General features: G+C 74.9%; 14 protein-coding genes. 5 read left to right on the top strand and 9 right to left on the bottom strand.

Annotated features, from left to right (window positions below):
* Positions 1-140 precede the first annotated feature (140 nt).
* The 5 genes from ACZ55U_RS08975 to ACZ55U_RS08995 form a co-directional block, all read right to left on the bottom strand.
* A complete protein-coding gene (locus ACZ55U_RS08975; protein ID WP_465523991.1) occupies positions 141-479 on the bottom strand; it encodes a hypothetical protein in 339 nt (112 codons plus the stop codon).
* Between the two features lie 103 nt (positions 480-582).
* Complete coding sequence (locus ACZ55U_RS08980; protein WP_465523993.1) at positions 583-747, bottom strand: hypothetical protein; 165 nt, start codon at positions 745-747, stop codon at positions 583-585.
* A gap of 161 nt (positions 748-908) precedes the next feature.
* The gene (locus ACZ55U_RS08985; protein ID WP_465523995.1) at positions 909-2123 is read right to left on the bottom strand and encodes a cytochrome P450; all 1215 of its coding nucleotides are present in this window, start codon (positions 2121-2123) and stop codon (positions 909-911) included.
* Positions 2124-2359: 236 nt separating this feature from the next.
* Positions 2360-2578 carry a ferredoxin gene (locus ACZ55U_RS08990; protein ID WP_465523997.1) on the bottom strand — a complete coding sequence of 73 codons (219 nt, stop codon included), beginning with the start codon at positions 2576-2578 and terminating at the stop codon, positions 2360-2362.
* 229 nt (positions 2579-2807) lie between these two features.
* Positions 2808-4352: an ATP-dependent DNA ligase gene (locus ACZ55U_RS08995; protein ID WP_465523999.1), complete on the bottom strand. Its 1545-nt coding sequence runs from the start codon at positions 4350-4352 to the stop codon at positions 2808-2810.
* Positions 4353-5380: 1028 nt separating this feature from the next.
* Here ACZ55U_RS08995 and ACZ55U_RS09000 point away from each other — a divergent pair.
* The 3 genes from ACZ55U_RS09000 to ACZ55U_RS09010 all read left to right on the top strand — a co-directional run bounded on the left by ACZ55U_RS09000 (position 5381) and on the right by ACZ55U_RS09010 (position 8782).
* Positions 5381-5860, top strand: coding sequence for a GNAT family N-acetyltransferase (locus ACZ55U_RS09000; protein ID WP_465524001.1), 480 nt, complete (start codon positions 5381-5383; stop codon positions 5858-5860).
* Positions 5861-6137: 277 nt separating this feature from the next.
* On the top strand, positions 6138-6965 hold the full coding sequence (locus ACZ55U_RS09005) for a CAP domain-containing protein (protein WP_465524003.1): 828 nt from the start codon (positions 6138-6140) through the stop codon (positions 6963-6965).
* 194 nt (positions 6966-7159) lie between these two features.
* The gene (locus ACZ55U_RS09010) at positions 7160-8782 is read left to right on the top strand and encodes a sigma-70 family RNA polymerase sigma factor (RefSeq protein WP_465524005.1); all 1623 of its coding nucleotides are present in this window, start codon (positions 7160-7162) and stop codon (positions 8780-8782) included.
* Between the two features lie 14 nt (positions 8783-8796).
* Here the strand turns inward: ACZ55U_RS09010 and ACZ55U_RS09015 are convergent, their stop codons facing one another.
* Positions 8797-9033, bottom strand: a complete 237-nt coding sequence (locus tag ACZ55U_RS09015; RefSeq protein WP_465524007.1) for a hypothetical protein — start codon at positions 9031-9033, stop codon at positions 8797-8799.
* 406 nt (positions 9034-9439) lie between these two features.
* Positions 9440-11029: a M1 family metallopeptidase gene (locus ACZ55U_RS09020; protein WP_465524009.1), complete on the bottom strand. Its 1590-nt coding sequence runs from the start codon at positions 11027-11029 to the stop codon at positions 9440-9442.
* A gap of 395 nt (positions 11030-11424) precedes the next feature.
* Between ACZ55U_RS09020 and ACZ55U_RS09025 the strand changes: the two genes are divergently transcribed.
* The gene (locus ACZ55U_RS09025; protein WP_465524011.1) at positions 11425-12393 is read left to right on the top strand and encodes a carbohydrate kinase family protein; all 969 of its coding nucleotides are present in this window, start codon (positions 11425-11427) and stop codon (positions 12391-12393) included.
* On the opposite strand, the gene ACZ55U_RS09030 is transcribed toward ACZ55U_RS09025, so the two are convergent.
* Positions 12394-12921, bottom strand: coding sequence for a GNAT family N-acetyltransferase (locus ACZ55U_RS09030; protein WP_465524013.1), 528 nt, complete (start codon positions 12919-12921; stop codon positions 12394-12396).
* Between the two features lie 160 nt (positions 12922-13081).
* Here ACZ55U_RS09030 and ACZ55U_RS09035 point away from each other — a divergent pair, with 160 nt between their 5' ends.
* On the top strand, positions 13082-14041 hold the full coding sequence (locus tag ACZ55U_RS09035; RefSeq protein ID WP_465524015.1) for a polysaccharide deacetylase family protein: 960 nt from the start codon (positions 13082-13084) through the stop codon (positions 14039-14041).
* Positions 14042-14123: 82 nt separating this feature from the next.
* Here ACZ55U_RS09035 and ACZ55U_RS09040 read toward each other — a convergent pair whose 3' ends face one another.
* The gene (locus ACZ55U_RS09040) at positions 14124-14555 is read right to left on the bottom strand and encodes a YchJ family protein (protein ID WP_465524017.1); all 432 of its coding nucleotides are present in this window, start codon (positions 14553-14555) and stop codon (positions 14124-14126) included.
* Positions 14556-14583: the final 28 nt, after the last annotated feature.

The following is a 14583-nucleotide window of genomic DNA, read 5'->3' on the forward strand; positions in this document are numbered from 1 at the left end:
CTGCCGCAAAACCTCCCCGCGAAAGGCTACGATCACGACCAAAAAAGTCCGCCCCCCCGCCCCCCCCCCCACCACCTCCCGCCCCCCCCCCCGCCGTTCCTGGAGACTCCGGCGAGGTTCCCAGAGCTTCGGCGAGGTTCCTAAAGCTTCGGGGGCGCCGGGGCACCCGTGCCCCCGCCGGCCTTGACGCCGTTCACCATCGCCTGGTGGATCGCCCGCGCGGTGGTCTCGTCGTCCGCCGGCAGCGGGCTGCCGGAGACGGTGTACCAGTCCAGCGCGCCGGTGTACTGGACGGTCAGCTCCACCTCGCCGTCCACCCAGGTGGTGTGCACGGTGAGGTCGCCGGAGATCGGGCCGACCTCGGCGGTGCGCACCCCACCGGGGCCGCTGATGATCGATTGGGTGGTCCAGGTCGCCCACGACGTGCGCGGGTCCGCGGGCGCCGGGGCCTGGCGGTTTCCTTGGTCGTGTTCGGTCATGCGCCTATCCTCCCCCGCGGGTGGCCCGCCGCCGGAGCAGCGACACCTGCGGTCACGGCGACCGCCCGGTCCCACCGGGCGGTCGAGTCGGTTCCGCGGACGGTCAGCCGGTCTGGCCTGGCTCGTCCAGCATGGTGTCGCCCTCCGCCTGGGAGGTGTCCTGCGCGTGCAGGTTCTGCATCGAGGTGATGCCCTCCTCGGGGTCCGCGGCGCGGACGTCCGCGTCCTCCTCGGTGCTCACCTTGGACCGGTCGCTCATGTCGGTCATCGCGGGCTCCGTCTCCTCGGCCGGCCCGGATGCGCCCGGGCCGGAGGCGCGGCAGGGTCGGTGCTGTCTTTCGCCCTTCAAGCCTGCCTCCGCCCCGGCGCCGGGGCCAGCCGGGTGACCCGGGGAGCGTCCCGGAGAGGTCCCGCCGATTCACACGGTCATCACCAGGTCACCGGCAGCGACCGCATGCCGTAGATGAACGAGTCGGTACGGAAGGCGAGTTCGTCGCGGGGGACGGTCAGCCGCAGTCCGGGCAGCCGCCGGAACAGGGTGGCCAGCGCGATCTGGAGCTCGGCGCGGGCCAGCGGCTGGCCCAGGCACTGGTGCACGCCGAAGCCGAAGGCCATGTGCCGCCGGGCGTCCCGGTCCAGGTCCAGCTCGTCGACCGGCGACCGGTCGGTGCCGCCGAACACCTCCTCGTCCCGGTTGGCGGTGGAGAGCATCGCGATCACGCCCTCCCCGGCCCTGACCGTCGTGCCGCCCAGCTCCACGTCCTCCAACGCCACCCGGGGCACCCCGGTGTGCACGATGGTCAGCAGGCGCAGCAGCTCCTCCACCGCGCCGGGCACCGCGGCCGGGTCGGCCAGCCTGGCGATCTGGTCGGGCCGGTCGAGCAGCAGGGCGGTGGAGAGCGCGATCATGTTCGCGGTCGTCTCGTGCCCGGCGATCAGCAGCAGCAGGCCGGTGGCGGCGACCTCGCGCGGGGTCAGGTCGTCCCGGGCGGCGAGCCGGCTGAGGATGTCGTCCTCCGGCTGCTGCCGCTTGCGGTCCGCCAGCGCCCGCAGGTACGCCAGCAGCTCCTCCTGGGCGTCGAGGAGCGTCTCCAGCGTGTTGGTGCTGTCGAGCAGCGTCCGGCTGATGCGCTGGAAGAACCGGCGGTCCCCGTACGGGACGCCGAGCAGCAGGCAGATCACCAGGGAGGGGACGGGCAGCGCGAAGTCGGCGACCAGATCGGCCTCGGTGCGGCCGCCGGTCATCGCGTCCAGCGCCTCGTCCACGATCCGCTGGATGTCGGGGCGCATCGCCTCGACCCGCTTGACCAGGAAGTCCCCGGTGACCATCCGGCGCAGCCGGGCGTGCTCGGGGTCGTCGAGCCGCAGGAAGGTGGGGTTCTCGGCGATCCGCTCCCGGCTTCCGGCGATCAGCACCGGGAAGGTCGGGTGGCGGGGGTCCGCGCTGAACCGGCGGTCGGACAGGACGGTGCGGACCTCGGCGTAGCCGGTGGCCAGCCAGCAGGGCTCGCCGCCGGGGACGTCGGCGCGGGTCAGCGGGGCGGTGGCGGCGGCCTCGGTGTAGGCGGGCGGCGGTCCGAACGGGCACTCGGCGGAGTGCCGGGCGGGGAGCGGGACGGCGTGGGCGGTGGGCGTGCTCGTCAAGGCGGGGGTCTCCTTGCTTCGCGGAGCTGCTCCGGTGGGGTGGGGTGACGGCGCGTCAGTTGTCGCGCAGCGTCCGGGGGAGCGGCCGGGCCGGATCGGCGCCGACCGGCCTCCGGGCGTTCGTCGTCGGGCAGTTGGGCGCTGCGGCAGTCGCGCAACTCGGCGGTCGGCAACTCGGCGGTCGGGCAACTGGCCGGTCGGGCGTTCGGGCAGGTGGCTGAGCAGGGGGCGGCCGGTCAGCCCTCGACCTCGGCCGGCTCGTCCTCGACCACGGTGATCGCGCCGCCCGGGCAGAGCTGCGCGGCCAGCCTGAGATCGTCGAACTGGTCCGGGCGGAAGGTGGTCTGACGGAGCCTCACCAGGCTGTCGTGGTCGTCCTGGTCGAACACCTCGGGAACGTTGGTCACGCACATCCCGGAGCTGCAACAGCGGTCCCGGTCGACACTCACCCGCATGGTCGGGCACCTCTCGCCAGTGTGCCGCCGGCTGTCCGGCGGCCGACTCTCGTTGTCATGGCCAACCTAGCCGCCGTTGCTCCGTCCACGGATGGTGCCGTGGACGGATCGTCGAGAATGGCCGATTCGGTGCCCGTCGGAGCCGCCGGGCGGCCCGGCAGGTTTGGACGGGCGCCGCCCCGGCGGTCGGGTGGCGCGCGGTGGATCGCGCCGCCCGCCACCGCCGGGCTCACAAACCCTCAGCGGCGGCGATCTCCCGCACCGTCGCGACGGTGTCGGCCTCGGCGGCGGACTTGTCCGTCCGGTAACGCACCACCCGGGCGAACCGCAGGGCCAGACCGGCGGGGTAGCGGGGGCTGCGCTGCACCCCGTCGAACGCGATCTCGACGACCAGTTCCGGCCGGACCCGCACCGTCCAGGCGTCCCGCCCGGTCTCCCGGGCCAGCAACTCGGTGGTCTGCCAGGCGAGCGTCTCGTCGGTCAGGCCCTTGAAGGTCTTGCCGAGCATCACCCACGGGCCCAGCCCCGGCTCGCCCGCCGCCCGGGCGCCCAGGTGCAGGTTGCTGAGGAAGCCGTCCCGCCGCCCGCTGCCCCACTCGGCGGCCAGCACCACCAGGTCCAGGGTGTGCCGGGGCTTCACCTTGATCCAGCCCGCGCCCCGCCGCCCGGCCGCGTACGGGACCGCCGGGTCCTTCACCAGCACGCCCTCGTGGCCGAGCGCCAGCGTCTCGCGGAAGAAGGCCAGCGCCCGTTCGCGGTCCCCGGTCTCGACCCGGTCGACCCGCAGGTCCCGCGGCGCGGCCTCGGCCAGTGCGGCCCAGCGCTCCCGGCCGGGACGGTCGACCAGGTCCTCGCCGTCCCGGTGCAGCAGGTCGAAGAAGTAGACGTCGAGCGGGACTTCGGCGCGCAGCCGGGCGGGGTCCCGCCGGGAGGCGGTGCGTGCGGCGGTCTCCTGGAACGGGCGCGGCCGACCGTCCGGACCGAGCGCGACCGCCTCGCCGTCCAGCACGGCCGAGCGCAGCGGCAGCGCCAGTGCGGCCTCGACCACCTCGGGGACGCGCGCGGTGATGTCGTCCAGGCTCCGGGTGAACACCGCGACCTCCCCGCCCTCCCGGTGCACCTGCATCCGGATGCCGTCCAGCTTCCACTCCAGCGCGGCCGGACCGGTGCGCTCCAGCGCCGTGGTCACGTCAGGGGCGGAGGCGGCCAGCATCGGCCGCACCGCCCGGCCCACCTCCAGCCGGAACTCCGCGAGCGCCGGTTCCCCGCCGCTCAGCGCCGCCTGCGCCACCGCCCGGGCCGATCCCCGGAACATCAACGCCCGCCGCACCGAGGCCGGCGACACCCCGGCGGCCTGCGCCACGGCGTCCCCGACTACCGCGTCCAGCGCCCCCTGCCGCAGGTCCCCGACCAGAACCGCCCGCAGGAACGCCTGCTCGACCCCGGTCGCCCGCGCGAACACCTCGTGCAACAGCCGCCGCCGCTCCGACTGGGCCCCCGGTCCGTGCACCCCGGCGATCCGCTCCAGGGTCTGCTCCACCTCCCGCACCCCGAGCGAAGCCTCCGCCGCCGGCTCCGGCAGCCCCCGCAACGCCGCCGGCCCGATCCCCGTCCGCAGCCGCTGTGACTCCCCGGACAGCAACGCCACCGCCGCCGCCCCCTCCACCGGCCCCAGCTCCCGCAGACACCCGGCCAGCAACGCCGTCTTCACCCGCCGCCCCGCCTCGGCCGCCACCTCCCGCGACACCACCGCCAACCGCTCCAACCCCGCCACGCCACCACCTCCAACCCTCCCCAGCATCCGCCCCACCCCCTGCCCCCGCACCCCTGGACCACTCGTCCCGGCCCGACGGCGATCGCCCCACCCTCACCCGACCGGCCCAGGCCCGGCCACTCGTCCCCGCATCCCAACCGCGGCCACCTTCACCCACCACGCGGGACCCAAGCCCCCGACGGCGGTCACCTCACCCCCCACCCGACCCACCGCGCATCGCCCCAGCCCAAATCCAGCCCCTCGCCCCCGAAACCCTGGCGCGCGGCTGTCCCCCGCCTACGCGTCCGCAGCCCCCTCGGGCCGACAATCCGCCCAGATCCCCATCCTGACCTCGGCCGCCCACCACTCCTGGACCACTCGCACTGGCCGTTGCCGGGTCCCTGACGGTGATCACCTCATTCCACCCGACCGGCCCAGGCCCGGCCACTCGCCAGCCCAGGGTCGGCCACCGCTTCCAAAGCCCGAGCGCGGCCACCCCACCCCTCACCCACCACGCGCAGCCCCCACCGGTGCGACCGACGCCCCCGGACACCACCAGGCCACAACCCCGCCCCCTGACGGCGATCACTCACCACCCAGCCCGGCGCGCGACCGCCGTCCGATCAGCCCAGGCCCGGCCATCCCCCTGGCCGCCCAACGCCCATCCGCATGCCGACAACCCGCATGGACCCCCGCTTGTCCTGGGCCGTCCACCACACCTGGACCACCGACCCCGGGCCCGCAACACCACCCTCACGGCGATCACGTCCCCACCCGGCTCGCCGCGTACCGCCCCTCGCCAGCCGCCCCTCCCCGAAACCCGGACACGCGGCCGCCGCACCCACCGACACGCCCGCAGCCCCCGAAGGGCCCAACCCAGACCGGGGCCGTTCATCACTGCCCCGCCCGATTGGCCCGTTCAGGTGGTGGTGGCAAGGCGACGGAGTGGTGTGCGTAGTGGGTGGTGTTGGCCGCTGTGGTGGTCGGTGGTGGCCCGACGGGGCGTCATGCTTGGGGCCCGCAATGATCGCCGAGTGATGGAGCCCGAGATGAGCGAGACCACCAAGAACGCCTGGCAGGTCGGTGCGCCCGAGTCCGGTGACTACGCCGCGTGGCGTGAACTCTACCGGGGGTACTGCGAGTTCTACCGGGTGCCGAGTACGGACGAGAAGGCCAAGCTGGTGTGGTCCTGGATCACCGACCCGGAGCACGAGGTGTCGGCGCTGCTGGTTCGGGACGAGGAAGGCCGGCCGGTCGGGCTCGCCCACTACCGGCCGTTCTCGCGGCCGCTGCACGGGGCGGTCGGCTGCTTCCTGGACGACCTGTTCGTGATGCCGGAGGTCCGGGGCGGCGGGGCGGTGGACGTGCTGTTGGGCCGCCTGCGGGAAATCGCGGCCGAACGCGGGTGGAACACCGTGCGCTGGATCACCTCCGAGGACAATTACCGGGCCCGCGGAAAGTATGACCAGGTCGCCACCCAGGTCAGGTTCATCACCTACGACATGGCTCCGGAGGCCCCGGCCGGCTGAGCCCGCGACGCGACCGCCGGACACTCGTTCGGAGTTTCTGTTATCGACGCCCCGCCGGGAGGTCTCCCAAGTGTCGACACCCGACCAGTCGACCCGGAACAGAAAGCGTGGCCACGTGAACAGCGACGACAGGACGACCATCCTCCCGGCGAGCGGAGGCGACGCCGGTGGCGGCCACGGGAGTGGTACCCGTGGCCGCCCCGGCGGTCGGGCGGCGCGGCGGGCCGCCGAGAGGCACGCCGGCCACGGCAGGCGGGCGCGGCGGCGCGGCGGGATCGTGCCGGTCGCCGCGGTCGCCGCCGCGGTGGCCGGCACCGGGCTGTTCGCCGCGCTGGCCGGCGCGGGCTACGCGGCGTACGGCGGCAAGCAGGCCGACCGCGACGTGGCCGCCCAGCCGCTGTCCGCCGACGCGCTGATCTCCGCGGAGCTGGGCACACGCGGGGGCATCCAGGTCCCCGGCACCGGGGGTACGAACCCGGACCTGCCGCTGCCGGTGAGCCCGACGTCCGCCGCCCCGAGCGCCTCGGCGGCCGCTCCGGCCACCACCGCCCCGGCCTCCCCGACGGCATCCGAGGCCGGTCCGGCCACCGCCCCCGCTGCCCCGGCGCCCGCGGCCAAGGCGGCTCCGGCCTCCAACCGCCCCAACTCCGCCGCTCCCGCCCCCGCCGCCGTGGCGGCCAGGCGCCCCGGCGGTGCCCCGCCGGTGGGTGGAGGAGCGGCGGCGGGGTATGCCCAGCAGGTCGTGGACCTGGTCAACATCCAGCGGGCCAAGGCCGGCTGTGGACCGGTCAGCGCCGACTCCCGGCTGGCGAGCGCGGCCCAGTCCCACAGCGACGACATGGCCGACCGCAACTACTTCGACCACGCCAGCCCCGAGGGCGAGCACGCCGACCACCGGATCGAGGCGGCCGGCTACAGCTGGAGCACCTGGGGAGAGAACATCGCCCGAGGCCAGAAGGACCCGGCCGCAGTGATGGACTCCTGGATGAACAGCCCCGGCCACCGGGCCAACATCCTGAACTGCTCGTTCGACCAGCTCGGCGTGGGCGTGCGCACGGGCGCCAACGGTCCGTGGTGGACCCAGGTGTTCGCCGCTCCCGAGTGACCGGCTCCGGTCCGGTCCTACGGCGGTCCGGTCCTACGGCGGTCCGGTCCGGTGGCGGTCCGTCCGACGGCGGACCGGACCGACCAATCCGGTCCGATTTTCCGATTCCGTGCACATTGTTGTTATCTGATCACTCCCCACAGGTCTCCGAGGAGGCAGCGGCGGACGAAACACGGCAACACGGAGTGCGGACCATGAACGCTGAGGTGCAGAAGAGGACCGGGACCGCCCTGGTACTCGCGGCGCAGGCAGGCGACCGGCAGGCACGGGAGGCGCTGGTCGCCGCCTGGCTGCCGCTCGTCTACAACGTGGCCGGCCGCGCCCTCGGCGGTCACGCCGACGTGGACGACGTCGCCCAGGAGACCATGATCCGGGCCCTGGACGGCCTGGAAGGGCTCCGTGACCCGGAGTCCTTCCGGTCCTGGCTGGTCGCCATCACCATGAACCAGGTGCGCCGCCGTCACACGGCCGGCCGGCAGCAACCGACCGTCGGCGGTCTGGACGAGACCTGGGAGGTCGCCGACCCGCGGGCCGACTTCACCGACCTCACCATCCTGCGCCTCGGCCTGTCCGGCCAGCGCCGCGAGGTGGCCGAGGCCACCCGCTGGCTGGACCCCGACGACCGCGAGCTGCTCTCCCTCTGGTGGCTGGAGGCCGTCGGCGAACTCACCCGCGCCGAACTCGCCGAGGCCCTCGGCCTGAGCCCGCAGCACACCGCGGTGCGGGTGCAGCGGATGAAGAAGCAGCTCGAAGCGGGCCGCGTCGTGGTCCGCGCGCTCTGCGCCTACCCCCGCTGCCCCGGGCTGGTCGAGCTCACCACGGGATTCGACGGCACCCCGAACTCGGTCTGGCGCAAGCGCATCGCCCGCCACACCCGGGACTGTACGGGCTGCGGCAGCCTCGGCCGTGACCTCTTCCCGGCCGAGGGCCTGCTGGCCGGCCTCGCCCTGGTGCCGATCCCACTCGACTCGCCCGTGCTGCTGCACTTCCAGCACACCGCGGCCACCGCCGCCTCCTCGACGGCCGCCACCGGAGCGGGCTCCGCCCACGGAGGCGCCACCGGCGGCCCGGGCGCCGGAGCCCACACCGGAACCGGCGCGCACCCGGGCACGGGCGGGGGAGGGCACGGAGGCTGGGCGGGCACCGCCGCCCGCAAGGCGGTGCTGGTGAGCGGAGCGGGAGCGGCAGTCGCCGTGACCACCCTCGCCCTGGTCTGGCCGCAGAGCGGCGAACCCCAGCGGGCGACGGCACCGGAGCCCGCCGCCCCGATAGCCGCCCAGGGCACCCCGACCGTTGCCGCCGCACCCGCCGCCGTCCCGCCCACGCCCAAGGTGACGCCGACCCTGACGCCGCCCCAGTCAGCGACCGTGTTCCCGACGCCCGCACCGACGCCGACCATGACCCGTACCGCCGCTGCGACAACGCTGCCCAACCCGGAGCGCCAGCTGGTGGACCTGGTCAACGCCGAACGCGCCAAGGCCGGCTGCGCCCCGCTGCGGGTCGAGCCCAGGCTGCACGCCTCGGCCCAGAAGCACGCGGACGACATGGCCACCCGCGGCTTCTTCGACCACGTCAACCCGGACGGCGTCCGCACCGATGCCCGGATCACCGCCGTCGGCTACCGCTGGTCTCAGTGGGGTGAGAACCTCGACCGGGGTCCGACCACCCCGGCCGCCGTCTTCGCCCGCTGGATGGACGGCGGAATCCACCAGTCCAACATGCTCGACTGCGGATTCAAGGACATCGGCGTCGGCTTCGCCACCAGCTCGGCCGGCACCCCCTACTGGACCCAGGACCTCGGCGCCCCGATGCCCTGAGCCGTCAGCGGGGACTACGCCGGAGTGACCGCCACCAGACCGTCGGCCGATCCGGTCACGTAGCCCGTGGCCTGCCCGACGACACCACCCGCGTCACCGACCTGCCCGGGCACCACGTCCGGAGCGCTGCTCAGCGGCCCGGGCAGACCCTCCTGCCCGCCCACGGCACTGGCGTGCGCACTCGGCGCGGTGAGGGAGGCCACGACGCCGACGGCGAGCGAGGCGACGGCAAGCATGCTGCGCTTCTTCATGGCCGGTCCAACGAGGCCGCGCCGGAGGGGTTACGGCCGGCCGCGCCGATCCCCCACCGCCACCACCGACGCCGGACCCGTCACCGGAGCGGCCGGCCGCCGGTTATGAGCCCACCGCTGAGCCGCAGTTCGACACCCATCAGGAGACCCCCGTTCATTCGTCCGATCGTGCTGGGGACGCTAGCACCCGGCACTGACAACGCCCCCGGGAGCAGCCGGCGCCGGTTCACGACGGCTCCGGCGCGGGAACGTTGGACGGCCCGCGAGCCGACCGGGACCATGCCGGGCGGCGGGCGGGCCGTGGGGACCACCATGGCCCCACGCGCCCCGGCCGGTCAGGGCGTGCGCGGGCCGATCGGGCGCACGGCGGCGCGCCGGGCGTGCACCAGCAGCCCCAACCGCGCCGTCAGGGCGTCCCGGCGCCCCGGGACCCCGGGGACCCGCCCGCCACCGTGGCCGCACCTCCGGTCCCGCCCCCGGTCGCGCCCTCCGAGGCCGACGGCCCCCCGGCCGCCACCACCGCCCCCGTCGCGCCCACCGCCGCCGCCCCGTCCACCGGCCCCACCACCCAGTCCGGGTGCCCCGGCATCGGCGGCGTCCGCGTCCCGTACAGCCAGTCGTCGAGGAAGCCCTCCAGGTCCTGCCCGGACACCCGCGAGGCCGTCCGCACGTAGTCCTCGGTGGTCGCGTTCCCGTGCCGGTGCTCGCGGAGGAAGGCGCGCTCGATCCGGTCGAAGGTGTCCGCCCCGACCTTCTCCCGCAGGGCGAACAGCACCAGCGCGCCGCCCGTGTAGCGCTGGTCGTGGAAGAGGTTGGCCGCGGTGGGGGAGGCGACCGGCCCGGCGTCGTGCCGCCACCGGTCGCCCAGGAGGTAGAGCGCGCGCATCTGGTCGACCAGCGAGGTGTGGCCCTCGGGGTCCGGCCAGCCGCGCTCGTAGCGGTACTCCAGGCCGTAGAAGTCGGCGTGGGCCTCGTTGAGCCAGACATCGGACCACCTGGCCGGGGAGACGCTGTCGCCGAACCAGGAGTGGACCAGCTCGTGCACCATGTGCGGGGCGATCGCCGCCTCCGGCCGGAGCAGGAAGGCCGGCTTGTAGAGGGTGAGCGTCTGGGTCTCCAGCCCGGTGAAGGCGAAGGCGGCCGGATCGTCCGTGTCGGCCGGCAGGATCCCGTACGTCTCGAACGGGAACGGCCCCAGGCGCGCCTCGGCCCAGGCGAGTTGACCGGGGGTGAGGGCGAGCGCGGGCTCCAGCTCGGCGGCGCGGGCGGTCGGCACCACGTCCCGCAGCGGCAGCCCGTGCGGGCCGGTGCGCCTGCGCACGGTGTAGGCGCCGACCGAGACCTGGACCAGCTCGGTGGCCATCGGCTCGCGGGAGACGTACCGGCGGGTGGTGCGGCCGTCACCGAGCCGCTCGGTCGCCGCCGGCTCCCCGTTGGCGACACCCAGGAGACCGTCCGGGGCGGTCACCGCGATGGTGAAGCGGGCCTTGTCGCCCGGGTGGTCGTCGCACGGGAAGACGGTGTGCGCGCCGTCCGGCTGGCCGGCCACCGCGAAGCCGTCCGGGGTGGGCACCCAGGCGGTGTGGGGCAGCTCGGCGCGCGGATCGACGGTGTACTCGACGGTCAGCCGGCTGACGTCGCCCGGGAGGAACGGCCTGGCCGGGGTGACCGTCAGCTTCTCGTCGTGGGTCGCGAAGCCGGCCGGCCGTCCGTCGACCCGCACGGCGCGCACGGCGAGCCCGAGCGCGTCCAGCTCCAGCCGGGCCAGCGCACGGTCGGTCCGCACGGTGACCGAGGCCGTGCCGTCCACCGTCCGGCTGTCGGCGCGGTAGCCGAAGGCCAGGTCGTACCCGAGCGCCCGGTAGCCGGGGTTCCCGAGCGAGGGGAAGACCGGATCGCCCGGTCCGTCGGCGGCGCCGGCCGGCGGCACGCTCGCGGACACCAGCGCCGCACTGAGCGCGAGCGACAGGAGGAGACCGGCACGGGGCCTGGACAAGGGCGATCACCGCACTTCACGAGCGGGGGCCGGAGCGGAAGCCGATGCCGATAGCGGCACCGGCGCGGAAGCCGCCCGGCCAGGGGGGGGACCGCGCCGATGCTAGTGGACCGCCGGGCCGGTATCGGTCCGTTCGGTGAGCGGGCGGTGGCGAACGCGACCCGCGCGATCCGGCGACACACCGTCGTCCCCCGGACGGCTCACGGTGATGGCGGGGCCCCCGGGCGCGGACTAGCGTCAGGAGTGCTTCGTCCCCTGACGGACGAGCCACGGCCGTCGGAAATCCTGGCCAGGTCCGGCGGCCGTACTTCATGCCCCGGCACCGCCCCCCGGCGCGCGCACCCCGTAGGCTGGCGGCCGAGACGCCGCCCGCGAACCGGATGCCAGGAGCCGCCGTGACCAGCCCAGCCTCCCCCGTCCTGGTGATCGGCGAGTGCGTCGCCGACATCGTCCGGACGGACGGCGCCCCGGACCGGGTGCACCCCGGCGGCAGCCCCGCGAACGTCGCCTACGGCCTGGCCAGGCTGGGCCGGCCGGCCACGCTGCTCACCGAGCTCGGCCCGGACGCCAACGGCCGGCTGATCCGGCGGCACCTGGAGTCGGCGGGCGTGCGGGTGCGGGCCGCCGAGGTCGCCCGGACGCCCTCGGCCGTGGTGGAACTGGACGGGCGGGGGCAGGCCCACTACGCCTTCGACATCGGCTGGACGCTCCCGCCGACCGGGCTGACCGAGCTCCCCGAGCCGCCGGCGGCGATCCACCTCGGCTCGATCGCCGCGGTCACCGAGCCGGGCGCGGGATCGGTCCTGGCGCTGGTGGAGCGCTGGCGCGGGCGGGCGGGGATCAGCTACGACCCGAACGTGCGGCCCGCGCTGATGGGCGAGCGGGCCGAGGCCGTCCGCCGGGTCGAGCGCTGCGTGGCGCTGAGCGACCTGGTCAAGGCCAGCGACGAGGACCTGGCCTGGCTCTATCCGGGGGAGCGGCCCGAGGCGGTCGCCGAGCGCTGGCTGGCCCTCGGCCCCTCGGTGGTCGCGGTCACCCTCGGTGCCGAGGGCGCCTTCGCCCGCACCGCCGGAGGCGGGCACGCCGAGGCCGCGGCGGTCCCGGTGCGGGTGGCGGACACCGTCGGCGCCGGGGACTCCTTCATGGCCGCCTTCCTCGACGCCCGCGCGACCGGGGCCGAGCTCCCCGGCTGCCTCACCCGCGCGGTGACGGCGGCCGCGCTGACCGTCGCCCGCCCGGGCGCCAACCCGCCCTCGGCGGCCGAACTCACGGCCGCGCTGGCGGGCACGACGGTGGACGGCCGGGTACCGGAGCGGGAGCCCTCCCCGGGCGCCGAGACCCCCTGGAGCCGCTCGACCACCTGATCACCCGACGGCCGTGAGGTCCTTCCCGTACCAGACCTCGGCGTACGGGCGGCTGTTGTAGGCGGGTGTCTCTCGGTACCCGTGCCGCAGGTACAGCGCGCGGGCCTCGACCAGGTCGAGGCGGGTGTCGAGGACGATCCGGCCGGCGCCGAGGGACCGGGCGGCCCGGTCGACGGCGGCCAGCAGTGCTCCGCCGCCGCCGGTGCCGCGCAGAGCGGGGCGGACGAAGACGCGGGTCAGCTCGGCGGTGCCGGCGTCGAGCCGGCGCAGCCCGGCACAGGAGTGGGCCACACCGTCGTGGCGGCCGATCAGGAAGAGGCCGTCGGGGGCGACGAGGTCGTCGCTGGGGGAGTCGGCCAGGCCGGATTCCAGCTCCTCGGGGGTGCCCTCCCGGCCGAGGTGCAGCCGGTAGTAGCGGTTGGCCACGTCGTAGTAGTACTCGCGCAGCAGTCCGAGGGCCTCGGGGGTGGTCACGTCGGCGGTGGTGACGGTCCAGAGGCCGGATCTGCGGGGCGCGGTGTTCGTCATGCGCGCATGATCCGGTTCGCGGGCCGTCGGCGCAATCGGATTTCGCGGCGGCCGCGATCGGCCGCCCGGGCAAAGGAACGGCAAGGCCTTCGGTGGGTCGTTGCCCCGGGCGGGTGACGAGGGGATTGGCGGTGGTGCACGACGGGGGAGCAGTGCACCTATGAACAGACCATCAGTTTGTCGTATTGGTGGGGATCTGAGCGGGAATCAGAAGCGCCGGACCGGCCTGCTGGCCACCGTCTGCCTCTCCGCCGTCCTCGCCGGCTGCGCCGGTCCGTCCGCTCCCGCCGAGCCGAAGGCAGCCCCGGTCGACGCGAACGCGGCGCTCGCCGCCCCGCCGCAGCTCCCCGGAGCGGCCCACACGGAGGAGGAGAGCGGCGGCGACACGATGGCCCGCCAGGAGGCGGCCGCCCGAACCGCGCTGGAGACGGCCCAGCGGTGGGGCCTGGACCAGGTGCCGTTCAAGGCCCCGCCGCGTCCGGCCACCAGGGTCGCGCTCACCCAGGGGCAGGGCGTCAAGCTGGCGGACGCCCGACCGCCCGTCGTCTACCGGGTGCCGACCGACGACAAGGTGGTCTTCCTGACCGTCGACGACGGCGACGAGAAGGACCCCGAGTTCTCCCGGATGGCCGAGGAACTGGGCATCCCGCTCAGCACCTACGTCTCCGACTACCTGGCCCGCGAGAACTACGGCTACTTCCGCGACCTGCACGCGCAGGGTGTGGAGATCAACAACCACACGATCAACCACCGCAACCTGAAGATCCTGGACTACGACACCCAGCGCGAGGAGATCTGCAACCAGCAGGACCAGCTGGAGCAGCAGATCGGCGTCCGCCCCCGGCTGTTCCGGCCGCCCTACGGCGAGTACAACGACGACACGCTGCGCGCGGCGGCCTCCTGCGGGGTGGAGGCGGTGCCGCTGTGGAACGAGGAGGCGTTCCCGGACCACATGGAGTGGCGCTACGACGACCAGAAGCTGCACCCGGGGGACATCATCCTGACCCACTTCCGGGGCACCGGCATCTGGAACGCCACCATGCCGGACCTGCTGCGCAAGGTCGTCAACGACGTCACCGCGCAGGGCTTCGCCCTGGCCCGGCTGGACGACTACCTGTAGCGGACGGGACCGACCGCCGCGGCCCCGGATCAGGACGATCCGGGGCCGCGGCGGTGCGAGGACACCTGGAAGCCTCCGGGGCTCAGCCGAGCGAGAGCGCGTCGAGGTACACCCAGGCGCCCTCGTGGCGCACGAAGCGGCTGTTCTCGGTGAGCACGCCCTCCTCGCCGCCCTCGGTCCAGTGCGCCCGGAAGGCGACCGTGCCCTCCGCGTGGAACGCGCCGCCCTCGGTGGTGGCGACCACCTCCAGGGCGGTCCAGCGCAGCCCCGGGTCGAAGTCGACCTCGGCCGGCCGGGTGTCGGGGTGCCAGGTGCGCAGCAGGTAGGCCTCGTCCTGCGCGGCGAAGGCGCTGAACCGGGACCGCATCAGGGACTCGGCGGTGGTGGCCGCCGTCTGGCCCCGGTGCATCCGCCCGCAGCAGTCGCCGTAGGGGGCGGCCAGGCCGCACGGGCAGGGCGAGGAGGGCAGCAGCCGGGGCGCGGAGGTGCGGGGCGCGGTACGACGTCGGGACATGCCGTCCATTGTCCCCCACCGCCGCGGC

The sequence above is a fragment of the Kitasatospora sp. NPDC034533 genome, assembly GCF_055575155.1.

What these genes read in the sequence shown, in the direction of transcription:
- ACZ55U_RS08975 (WP_465523991.1), bottom strand. Translation starts at nt 479, where the DNA reads ATGACCGAACACGACCAAGGAAACCGCCAGGCCCCGGCGCCCGCGGAC.
- ACZ55U_RS08980 (WP_465523993.1), bottom strand. Translation starts at nt 747, where the DNA reads ATGACCGACATGAGCGACCGGTCCAAGGTGAGCACCGAGGAGGACGCG.
- ACZ55U_RS08990 (WP_465523997.1), bottom strand. Translation starts at nt 2,578, where the DNA reads ATGCGGGTGAGTGTCGACCGGGACCGCTGTTGCAGCTCCGGGATGTGC.
- ACZ55U_RS09000 (WP_465524001.1), top strand. Translation starts at nt 5,381, where the DNA reads ATGAGCGAGACCACCAAGAACGCCTGGCAGGTCGGTGCGCCCGAGTCC.
- ACZ55U_RS09010 (WP_465524005.1), top strand. Translation starts at nt 7,160, where the DNA reads ATGAACGCTGAGGTGCAGAAGAGGACCGGGACCGCCCTGGTACTCGCG.
- ACZ55U_RS09015 (WP_465524007.1), bottom strand. Translation starts at nt 9,033, where the DNA reads ATGAAGAAGCGCAGCATGCTTGCCGTCGCCTCGCTCGCCGTCGGCGTC.
- ACZ55U_RS09030 (WP_465524013.1), bottom strand. Translation starts at nt 12,921, where the DNA reads ATGACGAACACCGCGCCCCGCAGATCCGGCCTCTGGACCGTCACCACC.
- ACZ55U_RS09035 (WP_465524015.1), top strand. Translation starts at nt 13,082, where the DNA reads ATGAACAGACCATCAGTTTGTCGTATTGGTGGGGATCTGAGCGGGAAT.
- ACZ55U_RS09040 (WP_465524017.1), bottom strand. Translation starts at nt 14,555, where the DNA reads ATGTCCCGACGTCGTACCGCGCCCCGCACCTCCGCGCCCCGGCTGCTG.